The sequence below is a fragment of the Brachybacterium sp. GCM10030268 genome (assembly GCF_042666305.1).
Taxonomy (GTDB): Bacteria; Actinomycetota; Actinomycetes; order Actinomycetales; family Dermabacteraceae; genus Brachybacterium.
In genome coordinates this window covers 43,213-60,383 of sequence record NZ_JBHTCW010000003.1, presented here as the reverse complement: position 1 = coordinate 60,383, position 17,171 = coordinate 43,213, and the positions used below count along the sequence as shown (strand labels likewise).

Below are 17,171 nucleotides of genomic sequence, written 5' to 3'. Positions count from 1 at the left end.
GCCGTTGCCGGCTCCATGAACCAGACCGTGCGCCCCAGGGCGACACGGAGCGAGACTGTTCTGCCGACCCCTCCCGAATCAGTGCTCGCCGCGCCCGACGGTGACCACATGAGACTCGGCGACGTAGGTGCCGTCACCGATGTACGAGCCCGAGATGTCTTCCTGCAGCCCTGAGAGCACCGGGTCCGCACCCGTGGCGGCCTGCACACTTCCGTAGTAGCCGTACGCAGGATCGTTCGGGTCGTAGGAGTCATGATTGCCGAATAAGGGTTCGGTGCCATCGCTCACACGCCCGGGGCAGCCCTCGAGAACGACCTCGTGCACATTCGGTGCCTGCAGGCTGCCGTCACCGACTTGGGCCCCCTGCAGATCGGATTGCGCGATCGGGTCACCGGTGTACTGCACGTCCGTGGGAACGGGCACCTCGACCGGCTGACCGATAGGACCGCCGACAGCGACCGGCACCTCGCCGACGCCGTGCGGATCCAGACCCACCGGCCCGTGCGCCACATTGACCACCTCGGTCGACCCCTGGGCCGGCACGACCGTCTGGACAGGCGAACCCACCGAGAAGCTATGGGTCACGTTGTATGTCCCGGACTCGCCGGAGGAGCTGTTGAAAGGGGGATCGGCTGCCAGATGGGAGGCCACGATCCCTCCCTGGGAATGCCCGACGAACATGACGTTCGACCCGTCCGGGACCCCGGCCTCCTCCATCGCCGCACGGACGTCGTCCATCGCCGCCGGATGCTGGCCGGCGACCAAGCGCAGATTCGACCCCCAGTCCCGAGAGTTCCCCTGGCCCCCATATGCTTCCGGCACCTCGCCGAGCCCGGCCCCCTCCGTCGGCGGGACCTGCACGATGTACGAGGGATCGCCACCATCAGCGCTGCGGACCTCCTGGATGCCGATCTGACCGGACTCGAGGGCGCCGCCGTCATGGGACATCCTCAGAGCGTCGTTCCCGATCACCAGGTCGCCCAGATCCTGCGGACTCGCCACCGGTTCCGTGCTCGTCTCGACACCTTCCACGATGCCGCCCGGGCGGTCATCGAGAAATGCCGTGTCGTTCCCGGTGACGGCCTCGTACACACCCACACCGGCAGAGCCCGTGGTGACCAGGCCCGCCGAGACCAGTTCGGCGTAGGTCGGAACCCGCTCGCCGGTTGCCCAGTCCTCGAGGATCCCGCCGGCGTGGTTCGCATCCCGCTGGAACTGCGCGATCCCGTCGGTGTTCACGCCGAGCCCGCCGAGCCCCGTCTCCAGGAGGTCTATCCCGCCGTCGACGCCCCAGCCGATCGCGTCGGAGGCGAGCCTTGCGACATCGGACAGCGCCCCTTCGGCGGGGCCCTCGAGCCAGTCCGGGAGCCAGGAGCTGTCGTCCTCCAGATACCCATGGACCATGTCCGCCGCCACGGCGTCCGGGATCGACCCGGGAGTCTCGGCCGGGCCGGATTCGGGGCCGTCGCGATCGGAGACCACGTCCTGCTCGTCGGCCTCCCCGAGCGCCCGGTCCCCCAGGGTGGTCAGGTCGTCGCACAGGGTGGAGAGGTGGGTGGCGGCCAGATCGTCCCATCGACCGCGGAAGTCCTCGGCGTCGGGCCCTTCCCAGGCCGTGCTCCGGATGACGGCGTCCAGCCGCTCCCGCAATCCTTGCACGTCGCCGGAGACGTGGCGCAGCCGGTCGGCATGGGAGCGGACCTGTTCGGTGTCCATGCCGTAGAACGCGGTCATCGCGCGCCTCCTCGCGCCGCGCACGCGGCCTCGAACCGCAGGCCTTCCTCGAGCACCGGGAGCACTGTGCCCAGCACATCTCCCGGGGCCACGGGATGGATAGCGCCGGTCGAGGTCTCGGCGGCGTCCATGCGGTAGAGGTCGCGGTCGCCGCGCACCCAGAGCCGGGACCAGGACACCGGCGCTTCGGTGACGCGGCCACCAGGGTCGTGCAGGGTAAGGGAGACCGATACGCGCGGGCCGCTGGTGGTGAGGGCGTCGCGCAGCCGGTCATCCAGGTCGGGCACGGAGGCGACGGCGTCCTGCGGGGACTCGCCGCGCGCCAGTGCGGCTCGGAGGAGTCCGATCTGTGCGGGGGTGGGCCGCAGCGCGTGCTCGGTCCGTTCGACGGTGAGCCGAGGGGCTTCCGGGTCGACGCCGGCGGCGTCGAGCAGTTCGGTGATCAAGCGAGGCACCTGGTCGATCGGGACCGTCGACCACTGGGAGGCGCCGCCGTCGACGGAGGCCTCCACGGTGGCGCCGGCCGGGTCGAGCGCGACCCGTGCCCGACGGGTCGATTCCTCGTGCGTCACCGCCACGACCAGGAGAGCCCGGGCCGTGAACTGGTGCCGGACGAGCTCGTCGAAGCCGTCGGTGGGTGCCGGCTCGCCGGTCGGAGCCGGGCCGGGGACCAGTGCACGGTAGACCGGGTTCCAGTCCCGCGCCGGGGTGGTGGTCTCGGCCGCCCAGTGGGCCGCTCGATCGACGGTCGCGGTCAATGTCGCCATCGGTGTGCTCCTCGAGCAGAGGGCGGGTTCGGTGCCCCGAACCCCTGTGCTTCGGTGGCCGGAGCCCCTGTGCTGCTGCGAGCGTACGAGCCGGGGGCCCGACCGGCCATGGGTAGTTCTCCCCACCGCCCGGCAACCGGAACCGCGCGGTCGCCGGAACAGCGCTCCCCCGAAAAGAACCGGCGACCCCTTGAATCATACAACCACACGGTTGTACGTTTACGGTGTGCATCAGATCGACGACGACCACGCCGATGCGTGGTTCCACGCGCTGTCGGACCGCACCCGCCGGGACATCCTGCGGCGGGTGCTCGACGGCGAGCAGTCGGTCTCGGCCCTGGCCCGGAACTACCCCATGAGCCTGACGGCGGTGCAGAAGCACGTCGTCGTGCTCGAGCGGGCCGGGCTCATCACACGGCGTCGCAGCGGCCGGGAGACCCTCGCTCGCGGTGACGCCGACAGCGTGCGCTCGGCCGCGCGGCTCCTTGCCGACCTGGAGGCCGCCCGCCGGGAGCACATCGCCCGCATCGACGAGCTGCTCGACTCCGCGGCCGAGGACGACCCGGCTGCATTCCCCAGCCGGCCGGACTCGCCACCACGCCCGCCGGAAGCTGCGGCTCACCAGCATGACCATGCGCCCCGCCGGTCGGCTTCCCTTCCCCGTCAGCCGGCACACCCGCCCCACCGGAAGGAATGACCATGCCTGTCACCGACATCAGCCACGACCTCGAGGCCATGACACTCACGATCACGGCGGAGTTCGCCGCGCCGGTCCGGCGGATCTGGGACATCTACGCCGATCCGCGCCAGCTCGAGAAGGTCTGGGGGCCCGAGGGCTACCCCGCCACCGTCGTCGACCACGACCTCTCCCCCGGCGGCCGGGTCACGTATTACATGACCGGCCCCGACGGGGATCGGTTCTACGGGTACTGGGAGGTGCTCACGGTCGATGAGCCGAACTCGTTCACCTACCGCGACGGCTTCGCGAACGAGGATTTCTCGCCGAACGAGAGCCTCCCGGCCGCCGAGTCCACCACCACGCTGAACGAGCACGACGGGAAGACGCGCGCAATCTACGTGACCACGTACAACTCCCGCGACGAGCTCCAGACGGTGCTCGACATGGGCGTCGAGGAGGGCTCGCGCTCGGCGATCAACCAGATCGACGACCTGGTGGCCTGACGGGCTGCGCAGATCTCGCGCGGACTCGGCTCCCGCGGACCGGCCCCGGGACCGCTCGGGGCCGGTTGCCGGCCGGCGCGCCCCCAGGGTGCGGTCGGCTCCCCCGCGCTCAGCCCTGTGCGGCGACCTCGTCGAGGCGACGCAGCCATCCCTGCGTCGCCTCGTCCCCGGCCCAGCTGATCTCGAGGGAGTTGCGCGCCAGGGTCACGACCTCTTCGCGCGTGAGCTGCTGCGCCTCGGCGAGCGCGAGGATGTTGTCGGCGACGTACCCCCCGAAGTACGAGGGGTCGTCGGAGGCGATGGAGACCTTCAGCCCGCTGCGGAGCAGCTCCGTGATCTCGGCTCCCTTCATCTGCTCGGTGACGAAGGAGTTCGACAACGGGCAGCAGGTGAAGCCGATGCCGCGCTGCTTCGCCTCCGCGACCAGGGCCGGGTCCTCGAGGATGTTCGAACCGTGGTCGATGCGCTCGACGCCGATCTCGTCCATGACGGTGGCGATGTGGCCGATCGCGTCGTCCTGATCGACGTCGCAGTGCATCGTCAGCCGGTAACCCGCCTCCTTCGCGGCGGCGAAGACCGCGGCGAACTTCTCGGGCGGGTTGCCGCGCTCGTCGGAGTCCAGGCCCACGCCGACGATGCGGTCACGGTAGGGCAGGGAGGCCTCGAGCGTCTCGCGGGCGGATTCGGCGCTCATGTCGCGCAGGAAGCACATGATCAGGGCGGCGTCGACACCCAGCGACGGCGCCTCCTGCACGGCCGACCACAGCCCGTCGACGACGGTGGAGAACGGGACGCCGCGGCTGGTGTGGGCCTGGGGATCGAAGAAGATCTCCGCCCGCACCACCCCGTCGGCGGCGGCGCGCTCGAGGTAGGCGAGGGCGAGGTCGTGGAAGTCCTGCTCGGTCACCAGCACCTCCATCGCCGGGTAGTACACGGCCAGGAAGCTGGTCAGATCGGTGAAGTCGTAGGTGGCACGGACGTCCTCGACCGTGTCCTGCCCGATGTCGACCCCGTTGCGCCGGGCCAGTTCGAGCTTCAGCTCCGGTTCGAGGGTGCCCTCGATGTGCAGGTGCAGCTCGGCCTTGGGCAGGGCGGTGACGAACTCGCGGTCCACGACGGGCACGATGACTCTCCTCGGTGATCTCGACGCTCGCGGCATCAGGTGCCGCCGGCGCCAGAGTACGGCGCGCGGATGGGAGCGGCCCGGGACGGCCGGCCGGGCGGAGCCGGCCCGTGACACGGATCCGCACCGCGCCTACGGTGGAGCCACAGCACCGGAGCACGGATTCGGCGGGAGGTCGACATGCCGACGAGCGAGACGCGTGCCGCCGACGCGCCGTCGTCCCAGGTCGACACGGGCCGCAGGGTCGTTCCGATCCGCCGTGCGCCCTGGACCATCGATCTGCTCGGGAGCGTGATGGCCGGCGTCGGCCTCTTCGGCTTCTGGGGCGGTGCCGGCGACATCGTCGGGGCGGCTCAGGGACTGGGCATCCTGATGCTGGCGGCCGGGTGCGTCCTCGTCGGGCGCGTTCATGCCAAGCACCACGGACCCGGACCGACCAGGACCTTTCACGGTCCGCGCGCAGTGCTCGGCGCCTGCCTCGCCGTCGCACCCCTGGCGCTCTTCGTGACGTTGCCGGCGAGCACCCCGTCGTCCGCCATCGCGATCCTGGCGGTGGTGTTCGGCGGCATGTTCTACGCCGTCGTCCGTCTCGAGGACGAGGAGGCTGCGCGCCGGCCGGCGTCGCCGCGAAAGGCCGGCCCGGTCGCGACGTACCCCGAGGTCACGACCCACGAATCCCCTGACGGCGCCGACGATCGCCGACACTGAGGACGGGTACCTCACAGCGCCCCTCGTGGCGCCGGGGCTGCTCAACGCATCGGAGTAGCGTTGATCTGGGCCCGTCCTCGCTCGCGAGGAGCAGGCCGGATCCGCCGCGCCGGTCGAACGAGGAGCACGCATGACCCTGGAGGACGACTCCGCCGCCGAGCCGATGCACATCGCCGCGGACCGGCCACGGGCCCGGGCGCAGGACGTCCCCCTCGCCGGTGAGGATCGCAGTGACGGTCGACATGAGGGGCGCGACGGTGCCACCGGAACAGACTCGAGCGCCCCTGCGGCGGACCACGACGGCGCGGCGGACGCCGTGCTGGACAATCCCGTATGGTCCTCCCTCACCGGGCGTCACGCGCACCTGGCGATCGGCAACGACCTGGTCAGGAAGTACCCCGACGACGTCTCCCCCTTCGTCGGCGTGAAGGACTGGGAGCACCCGGACGTGTGGGACGCGCTCCTGGAGGTGTTCGGCCATGACGCCGTCGTCAGCATCTCCCACGCCGACCCGCTGCTGCCGACGGGGTGGTCTCCCGTGTTCAGCATCGACGGCGTGCAGCTGACCGAGACCGACCGTCTCGCCGCCCGACCGGACCAGGAGGCTGTCGAGCTCGGTCCCGAGGACGCGTCCGAGATGCTCGCCCTGGTCCAACGCACCGAGCCCGGCCCGTTCCTGCCCCGGACCCCTGAGCTCGGTCGCTACGTGGGGATCCGTCGCGACGGCGAGCTGATCGCGATGGCGGGCGAGCGCCTGCAGCCCGAGGGATGGACCGAGATCAGCGCCGTCGCGGTCGACCCCACCCACCGGCGCCAGGGCCTCGCCTCCCGTCTCGTGCTCGATGTCGCCTTCCACATCCAGCAGCGGGGCAGGCGGGCCTTCCTCCACGCGGCGGCCGCCAACACCGGCGCGATCGCCGCCTACGAGAGGCTCGGCTTCGCCCTGCGTCGCCGGCTCACCTTCGGCGCCGCCCGCACACCCTGAGGGTCCGACCGGCGGGAACCGGCTCAGGATCCCGACTGCACCTCGCGGCGGCGGAAGCCGACCAGGGCGAGCAGGTAGAGGATGGCCACGACCGCGGTCACCCCGAGCGCTCCCCCGGCCTCGAAGTCCTCCACGAACGGTTCCGAGACCCAGTGGAACGGGGAGATGCCGAGCAGGGCGTCGGGGAAATCGAAGATGGCGCCGAACATCTGGGCGACCAGCACGAAGGCCAGCAGCAGCCAGGTCAGGCCGGCCGCCCGCGGCACCCACGCGTACAGCGCCGCGGACAGCGCCGCGAACAGCACGATCGGTGGGGCGTAGGAGGCGAAGGCCGCGAGATAGGCGGGAAGCTCCGGTTCGTCGACCCCCACGAGGATCGCCCCGATCCACATCGCCACCACGGACAGCGCGAACAGTGCGGCCGCACCGATGCCGGAGACCAGCAGCTGCGCTCCGAGCCAGCGCCACCGGGAGACGGGCCCGGCCAGGACGATCTCGAGCCGACCGGCGGTCTCCTCGCTCCGGCAGTACTGGTGGGTGGTCACGATCGCGACGGCCACCACGCACAGGGCCACGAACAGCAGCATCACGGCGAGGAAGGACTCCGTGAAGGCGGCGGGGTCCGTGCCGAACAGCGCCCCCAGAGCGGGATTGTCCGCGACGAGCTCGGAGGCGAGGTCGTTCATCGTGCTCAGCATGGTGCCGGTGGCGAACCACATCAGGGCCATGCCCAGCCCGCACCACAGCAGGGTCGCGCGCTGCTGACGCCAGGCCATCGCGATCGGCGTGCTCAGGCTCACCAGTGCGTGCGCTCGCCCGGCGCGGTCGGCCGTGAGCCCCTGGCCGAAGTCCCGGCGTCGGGCGAGGGACGCGGCCAGAACCAGCAGCACCGCGGTCGCGGCGGTCGACAGCAGCGCCGGCCACCAGCGCAGATCGACGAAGGCCCGCATCTGCTGGGCCCAGGCCACCGGGGAGAACCACGACAGCGCGGAGCCCTCCAGCTCGATCATGTCGCCGGCGGCACGGATCACGAAGGCCACGGCGAACACCGCCAGGCCGAGCCCGGTCGCACCGCGGGCCGAGGCGGTGATCTGGCAGGTCACCAGCGCCACGGCCCCGAACACCAGGGCGGACAGCGCACTGCCGCCCATCATCCCGAGGCCGTCGACGAGGGAGGGCCCCTCCCCGGCCAGGGACGCCAGCGCTCCGATCGCGGCGATGACCATGAGGTGCAGGACCAGGGTCAGCAGCGCCGCGGCGACGGGCGCCAGGGGGCCGACGGCGCTGGCGCGCACCAGCTCGGCGCGGGCGCTCTCCTCCTCGGCGCGGGTATGACGGACGACGTGGAGGATCGCCATGATCGACAGCGCCAGCACGGTCCAGGTGGTGCCCTCGTTGGCGACGGCGACCATCGGGGCGTAGTCGTCCAGGCCGTAGCCGGGTCCGCCCATCACGATGCCCGAGGGCGTGCGCATCACCTCGGCGCGGGCGGCGAGTGCGGAGTCGTCGAAGATCGAGCTCAGCGCCACCGAGAAGTAGGCGATGAAGGCCGCCATCGACAGCACCCACACGCTCATCCGCACCCGGTCGCGGCGCAGGATGTGACGGGTGATGGCCAGGGTGCCGGTCAGCGGGGATCCGCCCCGGCTCCGATCGTCCGGAGCGGGGGCCCGGTGCGTGGGTGCGGTGGACGTGGTCATCGGACCGGCTCGCTCTCGGGCGCGATCCCGCTCTCGGCGAGGTCGTCGCCGTAGTGGCGCATGAACAGGTCCTCGAGCGAGGGCGGCGTCGCGGTCAGGGAGGCCACCTGCTGAGAGGTCAGCGCGTCGAGCACGGCGGCGATCGACGTGTCGTCGACGTCGGCCGTCAGGCGAGTGCCGTCCTTGACGGCGACCGTCTCGGGATCATGGACACCGTCGAGGCCGGTGACCGCCTCGGCCTGCCCGCGGATGACAGCGGTGACGCGGGTGCGGGTGAGGTGGCGCAGGTCCTCGAGGGTGCCGGATTCGACGGCCTTGCCGGCACGGATGATGGTGACGGTGTCGCAGAGCTTCTCGACCTCGCTGAGGATGTGGCTGCTCAGCAGCACTGCCCGCCCCTGGGCCTTGAGCTCGCGCACCTCCTCGGTGAAGACCGCTTCCATCAGCGGGTCCAGTCCCGCCGTCGGCTCGTCGAGGATGAGCAGCTCGGCGTCGCTGGCGAAGGCGGCCACCAGCGCGACCTTCTGCCGGTTGCCCTTGGAGTAGGTGCGGGCCTTCTTGCGGGGGTCGAGCTCGAAGCGCTCGAGGAGATCGGCTCGGCGGCGGGGGTCGGGCTTTCCCCGCAGGCGGGAGAGGTAGTCGATCGCCTCGCCGCCGGTGAGGTTCGGCCACAGCGCGACGTCACCGGGGACGTAGGCGAGGCGGCGGTGGAGGGCGACGGCGTCGGCCCAGGGGTCGCCGCCGAACAGGCGGACGCTGCCGGCGTCGGCCCGCAGCAGTCCCAGCAGCACGCGGATGGTGGTCGACTTGCCGGCGCCGTTGGGGCCGAGGAAGCCGCGCACCTCGCCCTCGCCGACGCTGAGGTCGAGGCCGTCCAGCGCGGTGAAGGAGCCGAACTTCTTGGTCAGGTTCTGGATGTCGATGGGGTTCATGGCATGAGTCCTCTGCGGTCTCGGATGATCAGGCCGGATCCGGCGGGTCCGGCGACGTGGCGTCCTCGGCGGACGCCTCCGTGCCGGACGGCGGATCGGAGAGGTAGAGCAGGTACTCCTGCAGCACGGTCCCGGAGGTGAAGAACCCGTCGGTGTACAGCTCGAGGCTCGGCAGCGCGGTCTCGACCTGGAGCCGCCGCAGCATGCCGGCGAGGTCGTGGCGTTCGGCCGGATCGGCCAGGAGCATGGAGACCAGCAGCGAGCCGAGACCGGCCTGGACCATGAAGCGGGCGCGGGCGCGCTCGTCGCGGCTGGGCTTGGCGACCCCGTCGGCGACCGCCTCGGCGACATAGGACTCGGCGTCCTCGATCATGTGGTCGACGAAGATCCGGCCGAAGTCCCCGCCGTCGAGCAGCGAGTGCATCATGTATCCGATCAGGACGGCCTGGTCCTCCTGAGCGGGCAGGGCTGACATCAGAGTGCCGCGCCGGGTGGCGCGGATGTTCTCCGTCTTCACCTCCCGGATCCACTCCAGGACGAATTCGTCGCAGGCCTCGCGCAGTCCGTCCTTGGATCCGAAGCGCTTCATGAGCAGGGCGGCGCTGACGCCGGCGTCCGCGGCGATCGTGCGCAGCGTGGCGCCGAAGCCGTCGTGGGCGAACCGCTCGATCGCGGCACGGACGACGGGATCCGCCCTCGGCAGCATCGCGATCCCCTTCCGGTCCATCCTGTGGCGTGAACAGCTGTTCACCGTGGCGCTGTCAGCGTAAACGGCTGTTCACCCCGAACGCAAGAGCATTCTCGCTCCGGCCCGCACGAGTCGTGCCTTCGGGCCGCCCGCCTCCGTGGCGCCCGCCTCCGTGTCGCCCACGAGGGATGGGCACGTGCACCCGGACCGATCGATCCGGTGCGACATGGCATCCGGCGTCGAGGAGGGCGATACTCCGGAGATATGCGGTCCATTCGTTCCTCTCGTCCCGCCGTGGGCTGCGACTCCGTGGCCGGCATCGCCGTGGCCCTCGCGGCCGGGTGCTATGCGGCCAATGTCGCCCTCGGCCTGTCGGTGGCGTCCCGGCTGGTCGACACCTCGAACGCCCGGTGGATCCACCACGGCCTGTTCATCGCCACCGCGACCAGCACCGGGGTCGCGCTCGCGCTCTCCGGCATCCGGCGCGACCCGTCAGCGCTCCCCCTGGCTGCGACGGCGGTACCGCTGGTGATGCTGCAGCGGCACGGGTCCCGGCCACTGGCCCGGCATACCCGCACGGCTATGCTCGCAGCGCCCGGCTACGTCATCGCTCTCGTCCTGGCCCGGAGGTGACCATGGAATTCCTCGACGCCGTCTTCTCCCGCCGCACCACCAACGGCCCGCTGCGCCCGGACCCCGTCAGCCCCGAGCACCAGCAGTTGCTGATCCGGGCCGCCGCGGCCGCGCCCTCCCAGTTCAACAGCCAGCCGTGGCGGTTCGTGCTGATCGAGGACCCCGGCACGATCGCAGAGGTGGCCCGGATCAGCGGGGAGAGCATGACGCAGGTGATGAGCGAGGGCACGTTCTTCCACCGCTATCGCAGGTACTTCCGGTTCAGCCAGAAGGAGATGGACCAGATCCGCAGCGGGATGCTGTTCGACCGTCTGCCCGCGCTGCTGCGGCCGTTCACCGGGCAGGTCTTCACCGATTCGGGCCAGAAGCTGATGAACCGCCTGCGGGTTCCGCAGAAGCTGGGCGAGGACAACCGGAAGCTGGTGGCCGGATCACCGCTGCTGGTGGGTGTGATGCTGGAGCGCCAGGAGTACCGTCCCGAGCAGCTCTCGGGGTTCTACTCGGTCTTCAGCATGGGCGCGGCGATGGAGAACCTGTGGCTGACCACGACACAGCTGGGCATGGGCATTCAATTCGTCTCCTTCCCCATGGAGGTGCCGGAGAACTGGCAGCGGATCGTGGAGATGCTGCGGGTGCCCGATGATCTCGAACTGATGGCCGTCTACCGGCTCGGCTACCTGCCCGAGAGGCAGCACCGGCCGACGATCGACTGGTCCAGCCGGGAGCGGAAGCTGCCCTCCCAGTTCGTCTTCCGCGAGACCTGCGAGCAGCCGCAGACGGGCTGGGACGAGGACTCGCGGCCGGGGGTGTGAGGTCGGCGGGCTCGGCCGGGGATGTGAGCGATGTCCGCGTGCAGAGCGACCGCGTCACGGATGGCCCGGGCTGCGGCCTCCTGGCCTCACACGAACGCGCTGGTCCCCGTCACGCTCCGGCCGACGATGAGGGACTGCATGGTGTCGGTGCCCTCGTAGGTGTGCAGTGCTTCGATGTCGGCCTTGTGCCTCGCCACGCGGTTCTCCAGCAGGATCCCGGAGCCGCCGAGGAGGTCCCGGGCATCCGCGGCGATCTCCCGGGCGGCACGGGTGTTGTGCACCTTGGCCAGCGATGCCTGCTCGGGGCGCACGGCTCCGGCGGATTCGAGGTCAGCCAGCCGGGTGCAGTACAGCTGCATCGACGTCAGCGTCGCCAGCATGGTCGACAGGCGCACCTGGATGTGCTGGGACTTCGCGAGCGGGCGCCCGAACTGGATGCGGGTGCGCGCATGTTCGAGGGCGGACTCGTAGCAGGCGGTCGCGTGCCCGAGCGCGCCCCAGGCCACACCGGCGCGGGTCGCGAACAGCACCGTCGAGGTGTCCTTGAACGAGCGCGCACCGGGCAGGCGCGCCTCCAGCGGAACTCGCACCCTGTCGAGGGTGATGTGGGCCTGGTGGATGGCGCGCAGGGCGACCTTGCCGCGGATCACCTCGGCCTCGTAGCCGGGCAGGTGCTGCTCGACGAGGAAGCCGCTGACCTGGCCGTGGAGGGCATCGTCGGCCGGGTCGTCGACGCGTGCCCACACCACGGTGAGACGGCCACCGGCACCGTTGCCGATCCAGCGCTTCTCACCGGAGAGCACCCACTGGTCGCCGTCCCGTCGCGCCACGGTCTCCAGCGAGACGGAGTCGGAGCCGTGGTCGGGCTCTGTCAGGGCGAAGCCGGCGTACTCGCGGCCGGTGACGATGGGTTCGACCCAGCGCTGCTTCTGCTCGTCGGACCCGAGCAGCACGATCGAGCGCAGCGCGAGCCCGCCCTGGACGCCGACCATGGTGCCCAGCGAGCCGTCGATGCGGGAGAGCTCCATGTTGACCAGGCCGGTCGCGAGCGGCGAGAGCTTCCGGTGACCGGGGACTTCGAGGCCGTCGGTGAGCAGGTCGAGCTCGCCGAGTCGGCCGATCAGCTCGACGGGGTACTCGCCGCGGTCCCACCAGTCGTTGATCCGCGGCAGCACGTCGGCGGCGAGGGAGCGCGCGGTGCGCCACGCCTCGAGATCCTCCCCCGCCACGTCCTGGAACAGGCCGAAGTGATCGGCCTGGAGGGGCAGCAGCTCGGCGGGTTCGGCCGCCTCGGCATCGGGCGCGGAGATCACGGCGTGATCGGTGGCGACGGAGTCGGCGGTCGGCTGATCGGCCTCGGCGCCGAGGTCGCCGCCCAGGGAGATGGGGCGGCCGGCCGGGGGCCGAGCGTCCCACGGGGACGGGTCCGTGCCCGGTGGCGGGAGCGGCGCCGGGACGGGGTCGGGGTTCGGACCGGGCCCCGGGTCCGGCATCGGTCCGGGATCGGGCGTGGAGTTGCTGGTCATCAGGACATCCTCTCGATGATGAGGGCCATTCCCTGGCCGCCGCCGACGCACAGGGTGGCCAGGCCGAACTGTCCGTCGCGCTCGCGCAGACCGTTCAGCACAGTGGTGGTCATGCGCGCCCCGGTGGAGCCCCAGGGGTGGCCCAGGGCGATCGCGCCGCCGTGGACGTTGAGCCTGTCGTGGTCGATCCCGAGATCCTCGGCCGACGGGATGACCTGCGCGGCGAAGGCCTCGTTGAGCTCGACCAGGTCGATGTCGCCGATGCTCATCCCGGCGTGGGCGAGGGCGCGGCGTGTGGAGTCCACCGGTCCCAGGCCCATGATCTCGGGACTGAGGCCCGAGACGCCCGTGGCCACGATCCGGGCCAGCGGGGTCAGTCCGAGCTCGCGGGCGTAGTCCCCGGACATCACCACCAGCGCGGCGGCGCCGTCGGAGAGCGGGCAGCAGTTGCCGGCGGTGACGGTGCCGCCGGGCCGGAACACCGGGTCGAGGCCGGCGACCTTCTCGAGCGTGGTGCCGGGGCGCGGGGAGTCGTCGGCCTCGACCGTGCTGCCGTCGGGCAGCGTGACCGGGGTGATGTCGCGGGCGAAGAAGCCGGAGGCGATGGCGGCCTCGGCGCGCTGCTGGGAGCGGACACCGTACTCGTCCTGGGCCTGGCGGGAGATGCCGCGCAGCTCGGCGACGTTCTCGGCGGTCTGGCCCATGAGGATGTAGGGGTCCGGCAGCTCTCCGTCCTCCCGCGGGTCGTGCCACGGGGCGGGGATCTCGCGGGCGGCTCGCTTCTCGGTGCGCTCCGAGGCGGGCTGGAACATCGGATCGCGCACGTCGTCCTCGACCAGCTTGCCGGTGCCGAAGGACAGCGATTCGACGCCTGCGGAGATCACGGCGCGCGCCTCCCCGGCGCGGATGGCGTGGAAGGCGGTGCGGGTGGTCTCGATCGAGGAGGCGCAGAAACGGCTCACCGTCGCACCGGGCACGGCATCCAGTCCGAGCCGGGTGGCGACCACGCGGGCGAGATTGCCGCCCTGGTAGCCCTCCGGGATGGCGCAGCCCAGCTGCAGGTCGTCGATGGTCGTCGGGTCCAGGTCCGGTACCTGGTCGAGGGCCGCTCGGACCATCTGGGATGCGAGCTCGTCCGGGCGGACGTCCTGCAGCGACCCCTTGCGGGCGCGCCCGATCGGTGAGCGGGCGGCGGCGACGATGACGGCCTCGGGCACGTGGTTCTCCTTCGACGACGGTGTCTGCGGGCGGTGCGGACGACGGCGCTGATCGAGGGGATCCGGTCGCGTCCGGCTGTTCCTGATACTACGGGTTGCAGTTACTTGGTGGGAAGTCCGGGCGGACGCCGCCGCACCATGCGGTCGGACCCTTGCCCTCGCCCCGGGATTCCGACAACAGTGGGCTACGACACACCCCCAGCCCGCGGTGTGCTCGCAGGGCGTGCCCGCCACGGCCGTCCGGGGTGCGCCCGGGACCGCTCGTGAAGGAGGCCAGCAGCCATGACCGAACATCGCCCGCCGGCAGGAGACCCGTCGCAGGCCGCGCTGACGGATCGTCAGGGCCACCCCGTCTACGACAACCAGAACATGCGCACCGTGGGCGCGCGCGGTCCGGCGACCATGGAGAACTACCAGTTCCTCGAGAAGATGAGCCACTTCGATCGCGAGCGCGTGCCGGAGCGGGTCGTCCACGCCCGCGGCGCCACCGCGTACGGCTACTTCGAGTCCTACGGGAGATGGGGCGAGGAGCCGATCTCGAACTTCACCCGCGCGAAGGTGTTCCAGGGCGAGGGCAAGCGCACCGACCTGGCCATCCGCTTCTCCACCGTCGCCGGCGGGCGCGACTCCTCGGAACTGGCCCGGGACCCGCGCGGATTCGCGATCAAGTTCTACACCGAGGACGGCAACTGGGATCTCGTCGGCAACAACCTCGGCGTCTTCTTCATCCGCGATGCGATCAAGTTCCCCGACTTCATCCACACCCAGAAGCCGGACCCGGTCACCAACCAGGCGTCGGTCCCCAACCGCGCCTTCGACTTCTTCAGCCAGTCGCCCGAGTCGCTGCACATGGTCACGGTGCTGTTCAGTCCGCGCGGCATCCCGGCGAGCTACCGCACGCAGCAGGGTTTCGGCGTGAACACCTACAAGTGGATCAACGCCGACGGGCAGACGGTACTGGTGAAGTACCACTGGATCCCCACGCTCGGCGTCTCCTCGCTGACGGCCGAGGACGCCAGCACGATCCAGGCCCAGGAGCTCGGGTACCACACCAAGGACCTGTACGACGCGATCGAGCGCGGCGACTACCCCGAGTGGGAGCTGCGGGTGCAGATGATGTCCGACGACGAGCACCCCGAGCTCGACTTCGACCCGCTGGATGACACCAAGGTCTGGCCGGAGGAGCAGTTCGAGCCCAAGCCCGTCGGCCGCATGGTGCTCAACCGCGTCCCCGACAACTTCTTCGCCGAGAGCGAGCAGATCTCCTTCGGCACCGGCGTGCTGGTGGACGGCCTGGACTTCTCCGACGACAAGATGCTGATCGGCCGGACGTTCTCCTATTCCGACACCCAGCGCCACCGGGTGGGGCCGAACTACCTGCAGCTGCCGGTGAATCAGCCGAAGGTGCGGGTCGCGACCAATCAGCGCGATGGTCAGATGACGTACCACGTGGACACGGATCCGGTGCAGAACACGAGCGTGAACTACGAACCCACCGTGACCGGCGGCCTGCGGGAGACGGAGCGGAGCTCGGGGTACCACGCCAGCGTCGGCCCGGAGGTCTCCGGGCGTCTGACCCGGTCACCGATCCCGCGCACCAACGACTACAAGCAGGCCGGCGAGCGGTTCCATCTGCAGGAGGACTGGGAGAAGGAGGACCTGATCACCAACCTGGTGGGGGCGCTCTCCCAGTGCGACCGCCACATCCAGGAGCGGATGGTCTGGCACTTCTACCTGGCCGACGACGAGTACGGTCGCCGAGTGGGCGATGGCCTGGGCATCACCGTGGACGACGTCAAGGATCTCGAGCCGCTGGTGACCCAGACCCTCACCGACGAGGAGCAGGAGCGGCTGCGCAACCTCGGCCACAACGGGCCGCGCGACGTCGAGGGGCTGACCATGACCCACTGCGTGCCCAACAAGCGCATGGAGGTCGATGAGTCGACCATGATGATGTGAGGTGCACGGTGGGGCCTGACGCGATGAGTCCCGGCACGACGGGGCCGACGCGATGGCGCCCGACGCGAGGCAGACTTCAGGTATGCCCACCGCGCCGACCCCGGACCGCCACTTCTCGATCGACACTCCCCGCCCACAGGACGCCCCGGCACTCGCGCGGGTGCATGTACGGGGGTGGCGGGTCGCCTACGGGCATCTGCTCGAGGGCGAGGAGTTCTTCGGCCGGCCGGCCATAGACCGCCGTACCGCGCAGTGGCGGACGTGGCTCACGCCGGGAACACCCGCGCATGCGCAGGGCATCTACCGGGTCGGGCGCGACGGCGCGGGCCTTCCCGTCGGTCTCGCGGCGAGTTGGCCCTCTCGAGATCCGGAGCCGGTCCGCGAGCGCGAGCTCTCGCTGCTGTACATCGAGCAGGCCTGGTTCGGCAGCGGGCTGGGCCGGGCCCTGGCCGAGTCCGTGATCGGCGAGGGCCCGGCGAGCATCTGGGTCGCCGAGGACAATCCTCGCGCCCGCCGGTTCTACGAGAAGCTCGGCTTCGCCGCCGACGGGGCCGCCCACGTCGAGGAGCACCTGGGGAATCTGAGGGACATCCGCATGGTGCGGTGAGGGACTGGGCCGTGCCTGGAGCCGACGCACAACAAATGGCGGCCGGCGCAGGACCCAAGACCCATGACGCTCAGGGCGTCACGGTCATCACCAGCTGCGTCGCCTCCCCGACGCGCCCGGAGCGCTCGATCTCCACGAAGCCGAGCTTCTCCAGAACGCGTCGGGAGGCCGCGTTCCAGTCCCAGACCGTGGCCCAGAGCCGGGAGTGCCCCGCCGCCCACGCCCATTCCAGAACCGCTGCACCGGCCTCGGTCGCGTATCCCTGACCGTGCTCACGCGCGAGCAGTTCCACGGCGAGCTCGGGCCGTCGCTCCCCTCGGGGCTCGGGGTCGGTCAGGCCGCAGTAGCCCACGACCTCGCCCGTGGCGCGCGGCACGACGGCGAGCAGGCCGAGGCCCGGGCGCTCCGCACGACGCCGGATGGCGTCCTCGAGCTCGGCGACGGTGGGGTGGCCATCCGCATCGATCCGGCGGTGCGGCGGGACGCGCGGATCCCGTTCGCTCCACAGCTGACGCTGGACGCCTGCTTCCTCCGGGCGCCACGGGCGCAGGAGGAGACGGTCGGTCTCGAGCCGCGGTTCTCCCGTCATCGCCGGAGC

At 70.9% G+C, this 17,171-nt stretch carries 17 protein-coding genes; 8 read left to right on the top strand and 9 right to left on the bottom strand.

Annotation, left to right across the window (positions count from 1 at the left end):
* Positions 1 to 78: 78 nt before the first annotated feature.
* Both ACFQRD_RS06180 and ACFQRD_RS06175 read right to left on the bottom strand, forming a co-directional pair.
* Entirely contained in the window at positions 79 to 1,734 is a 1,656-nt protein-coding gene (locus ACFQRD_RS06180) for a WXG100 family type VII secretion target (protein WP_377020185.1), read from the bottom strand.
* Entirely contained in the window at positions 1,731 to 2,501 is a 771-nt protein-coding gene (locus ACFQRD_RS06175; protein WP_377020184.1) for a hypothetical protein, read from the bottom strand. Before ACFQRD_RS06175 ends, ACFQRD_RS06180 begins: the two co-directional genes overlap by 4 nt.
* 226 nt (positions 2,502 to 2,727) lie before the next feature.
* On the opposite strand from ACFQRD_RS06175, the gene ACFQRD_RS06170 reads away from it, so the two are divergent.
* Positions 2,728 to 3,198 (top strand): ArsR/SmtB family transcription factor, encoded by a 471-nt coding sequence (locus ACFQRD_RS06170; RefSeq protein WP_377020183.1) that lies wholly within the window; start codon positions 2,728 to 2,730, stop codon positions 3,196 to 3,198.
* A gap of 2 nt (positions 3,199 to 3,200) precedes the next feature.
* The gene (locus ACFQRD_RS06165) at positions 3,201 to 3,683 is read left to right on the top strand and encodes an SRPBCC domain-containing protein (RefSeq protein ID WP_377020182.1); all 483 of its coding nucleotides are present in this window, start codon (positions 3,201 to 3,203) and stop codon (positions 3,681 to 3,683) included.
* A 109-nt stretch (positions 3,684 to 3,792) separates the two neighbouring features.
* Here the strand turns inward: ACFQRD_RS06165 and add are convergent, their stop codons facing one another.
* Positions 3,793 to 4,806, bottom strand: coding sequence for an adenosine deaminase (gene add / locus ACFQRD_RS06160; protein ID WP_377793549.1), 1,014 nt, complete (start codon positions 4,804 to 4,806; stop codon positions 3,793 to 3,795).
* A 294-nt stretch (positions 4,807 to 5,100) separates the two neighbouring features.
* Here add and ACFQRD_RS06155 point away from each other — a divergent pair, with 294 nt between their 5' ends.
* Both ACFQRD_RS06155 and ACFQRD_RS06150 read left to right on the top strand, forming a co-directional pair.
* Positions 5,101 to 5,514, top strand: coding sequence for a hypothetical protein (locus ACFQRD_RS06155; protein WP_377803593.1), 414 nt, complete (start codon positions 5,101 to 5,103; stop codon positions 5,512 to 5,514).
* A 130-nt stretch (positions 5,515 to 5,644) separates the two neighbouring features.
* Positions 5,645 to 6,499 carry a GNAT family N-acetyltransferase gene (locus ACFQRD_RS06150; RefSeq protein WP_377803592.1) on the top strand — a complete coding sequence of 285 codons (855 nt, stop codon included), beginning with the start codon at positions 5,645 to 5,647 and terminating at the stop codon, positions 6,497 to 6,499.
* 23 nt (positions 6,500 to 6,522) lie between these two features.
* Here the strand turns inward: ACFQRD_RS06150 and ACFQRD_RS06145 are convergent, their stop codons facing one another.
* The 3 genes from ACFQRD_RS06145 to ACFQRD_RS06135 are packed head-to-tail and all read right to left on the bottom strand — an operon-like array spanning position 6,523 to position 9,837.
* Positions 6,523 to 8,199, bottom strand: a complete 1,677-nt coding sequence (locus ACFQRD_RS06145; protein ID WP_377803591.1) for an ABC transporter permease — start codon at positions 8,197 to 8,199, stop codon at positions 6,523 to 6,525.
* Complete coding sequence (locus tag ACFQRD_RS06140) at positions 8,196 to 9,131, bottom strand: ATP-binding cassette domain-containing protein (protein ID WP_377020176.1); 936 nt, start codon at positions 9,129 to 9,131, stop codon at positions 8,196 to 8,198. Before ACFQRD_RS06140 ends, ACFQRD_RS06145 begins: the two co-directional genes overlap by 4 nt.
* Before the next feature lie 28 nt (positions 9,132 to 9,159).
* Positions 9,160 to 9,837: a TetR family transcriptional regulator gene (locus tag ACFQRD_RS06135; protein WP_377020175.1), complete on the bottom strand. Its 678-nt coding sequence runs from the start codon at positions 9,835 to 9,837 to the stop codon at positions 9,160 to 9,162.
* 246 nt (positions 9,838 to 10,083) lie between these two features.
* On the opposite strand from ACFQRD_RS06135, the gene ACFQRD_RS06130 reads away from it, so the two are divergent.
* Together ACFQRD_RS06130 and ACFQRD_RS06125 are read left to right on the top strand one after the other, a co-directional pair.
* Entirely contained in the window at positions 10,084 to 10,452 is a 369-nt protein-coding gene (locus ACFQRD_RS06130; protein ID WP_377793545.1) for a hypothetical protein, read from the top strand.
* Between the two features lie 2 nt (positions 10,453 to 10,454).
* On the top strand, positions 10,455 to 11,264 hold the full coding sequence (locus ACFQRD_RS06125) for a nitroreductase family protein (RefSeq protein ID WP_377803590.1): 810 nt from the start codon (positions 10,455 to 10,457) through the stop codon (positions 11,262 to 11,264).
* Positions 11,265 to 11,350: 86 nt separating this feature from the next.
* Here ACFQRD_RS06125 and ACFQRD_RS06120 read toward each other — a convergent pair whose 3' ends face one another.
* Together ACFQRD_RS06120 and ACFQRD_RS06115 are read right to left on the bottom strand one after the other, a co-directional pair.
* The gene (locus ACFQRD_RS06120; RefSeq protein ID WP_377803589.1) at positions 11,351 to 12,790 is read right to left on the bottom strand and encodes an acyl-CoA dehydrogenase family protein; all 1,440 of its coding nucleotides are present in this window, start codon (positions 12,788 to 12,790) and stop codon (positions 11,351 to 11,353) included.
* Positions 12,790 to 14,007 carry an acetyl-CoA C-acetyltransferase gene (locus tag ACFQRD_RS06115; RefSeq protein ID WP_377803588.1) on the bottom strand — a complete coding sequence of 406 codons (1,218 nt, stop codon included), beginning with the start codon at positions 14,005 to 14,007 and terminating at the stop codon, positions 12,790 to 12,792. The genes ACFQRD_RS06120 and ACFQRD_RS06115 overlap by 1 nt, the downstream gene beginning before the upstream one ends.
* Positions 14,008 to 14,289: 282 nt before the next feature.
* On the opposite strand from ACFQRD_RS06115, the gene ACFQRD_RS06110 reads away from it, so the two are divergent.
* Positions 14,290 to 15,966, top strand: coding sequence for a catalase (locus ACFQRD_RS06110; RefSeq protein WP_377020170.1), 1,677 nt, complete (start codon positions 14,290 to 14,292; stop codon positions 15,964 to 15,966).
* Between the two features lie 82 nt (positions 15,967 to 16,048).
* On the top strand, positions 16,049 to 16,573 hold the full coding sequence (locus tag ACFQRD_RS06105; protein ID WP_377020169.1) for a GNAT family N-acetyltransferase: 525 nt from the start codon (positions 16,049 to 16,051) through the stop codon (positions 16,571 to 16,573).
* Between the two features lie 70 nt (positions 16,574 to 16,643).
* On the opposite strand, the gene ACFQRD_RS06100 is transcribed toward ACFQRD_RS06105, so the two are convergent.
* The gene (locus tag ACFQRD_RS06100) at positions 16,644 to 17,162 is read right to left on the bottom strand and encodes a GNAT family N-acetyltransferase (protein ID WP_377020168.1); all 519 of its coding nucleotides are present in this window, start codon (positions 17,160 to 17,162) and stop codon (positions 16,644 to 16,646) included.
* Between the last annotated feature and the right edge of the window lie 9 nt (positions 17,163 to 17,171).

Coding starts and splice junctions, on each gene's coding strand:
- ACFQRD_RS06180 (WP_377020185.1), bottom strand. CDS start 1,734: ATGACCGCGTTCTACGGCATGGACACCGAACAGGTCCGCTCCCATGCC.
- ACFQRD_RS06175 (WP_377020184.1), bottom strand. CDS start 2,501: ATGGCGACATTGACCGCGACCGTCGATCGAGCGGCCCACTGGGCGGCC.
- ACFQRD_RS06165 (WP_377020182.1), top strand. CDS start 3,201: ATGCCTGTCACCGACATCAGCCACGACCTCGAGGCCATGACACTCACG.
- ACFQRD_RS06155 (WP_377803593.1), top strand. CDS start 5,101: ATGGCCGGCGTCGGCCTCTTCGGCTTCTGGGGCGGTGCCGGCGACATC.
- ACFQRD_RS06150 (WP_377803592.1), top strand. CDS start 5,645: ATGACCCTGGAGGACGACTCCGCCGCCGAGCCGATGCACATCGCCGCG.
- ACFQRD_RS06145 (WP_377803591.1), bottom strand. CDS start 8,199: ATGACCACGTCCACCGCACCCACGCACCGGGCCCCCGCTCCGGACGAT.
- ACFQRD_RS06140 (WP_377020176.1), bottom strand. CDS start 9,131: ATGAACCCCATCGACATCCAGAACCTGACCAAGAAGTTCGGCTCCTTC.
- ACFQRD_RS06135 (WP_377020175.1), bottom strand. CDS start 9,837: ATGCTGCCGAGGGCGGATCCCGTCGTCCGTGCCGCGATCGAGCGGTTC.
- ACFQRD_RS06130 (WP_377793545.1), top strand. CDS start 10,084: ATGCGGTCCATTCGTTCCTCTCGTCCCGCCGTGGGCTGCGACTCCGTG.
- ACFQRD_RS06125 (WP_377803590.1), top strand. CDS start 10,455: ATGGAATTCCTCGACGCCGTCTTCTCCCGCCGCACCACCAACGGCCCG.
- ACFQRD_RS06120 (WP_377803589.1), bottom strand. CDS start 12,790: ATGACCAGCAACTCCACGCCCGATCCCGGACCGATGCCGGACCCGGGG.
- ACFQRD_RS06110 (WP_377020170.1), top strand. CDS start 14,290: ATGACCGAACATCGCCCGCCGGCAGGAGACCCGTCGCAGGCCGCGCTG.
- ACFQRD_RS06105 (WP_377020169.1), top strand. CDS start 16,049: ATGCCCACCGCGCCGACCCCGGACCGCCACTTCTCGATCGACACTCCC.
- ACFQRD_RS06100 (WP_377020168.1), bottom strand. CDS start 17,162: ATGACGGGAGAACCGCGGCTCGAGACCGACCGTCTCCTCCTGCGCCCG.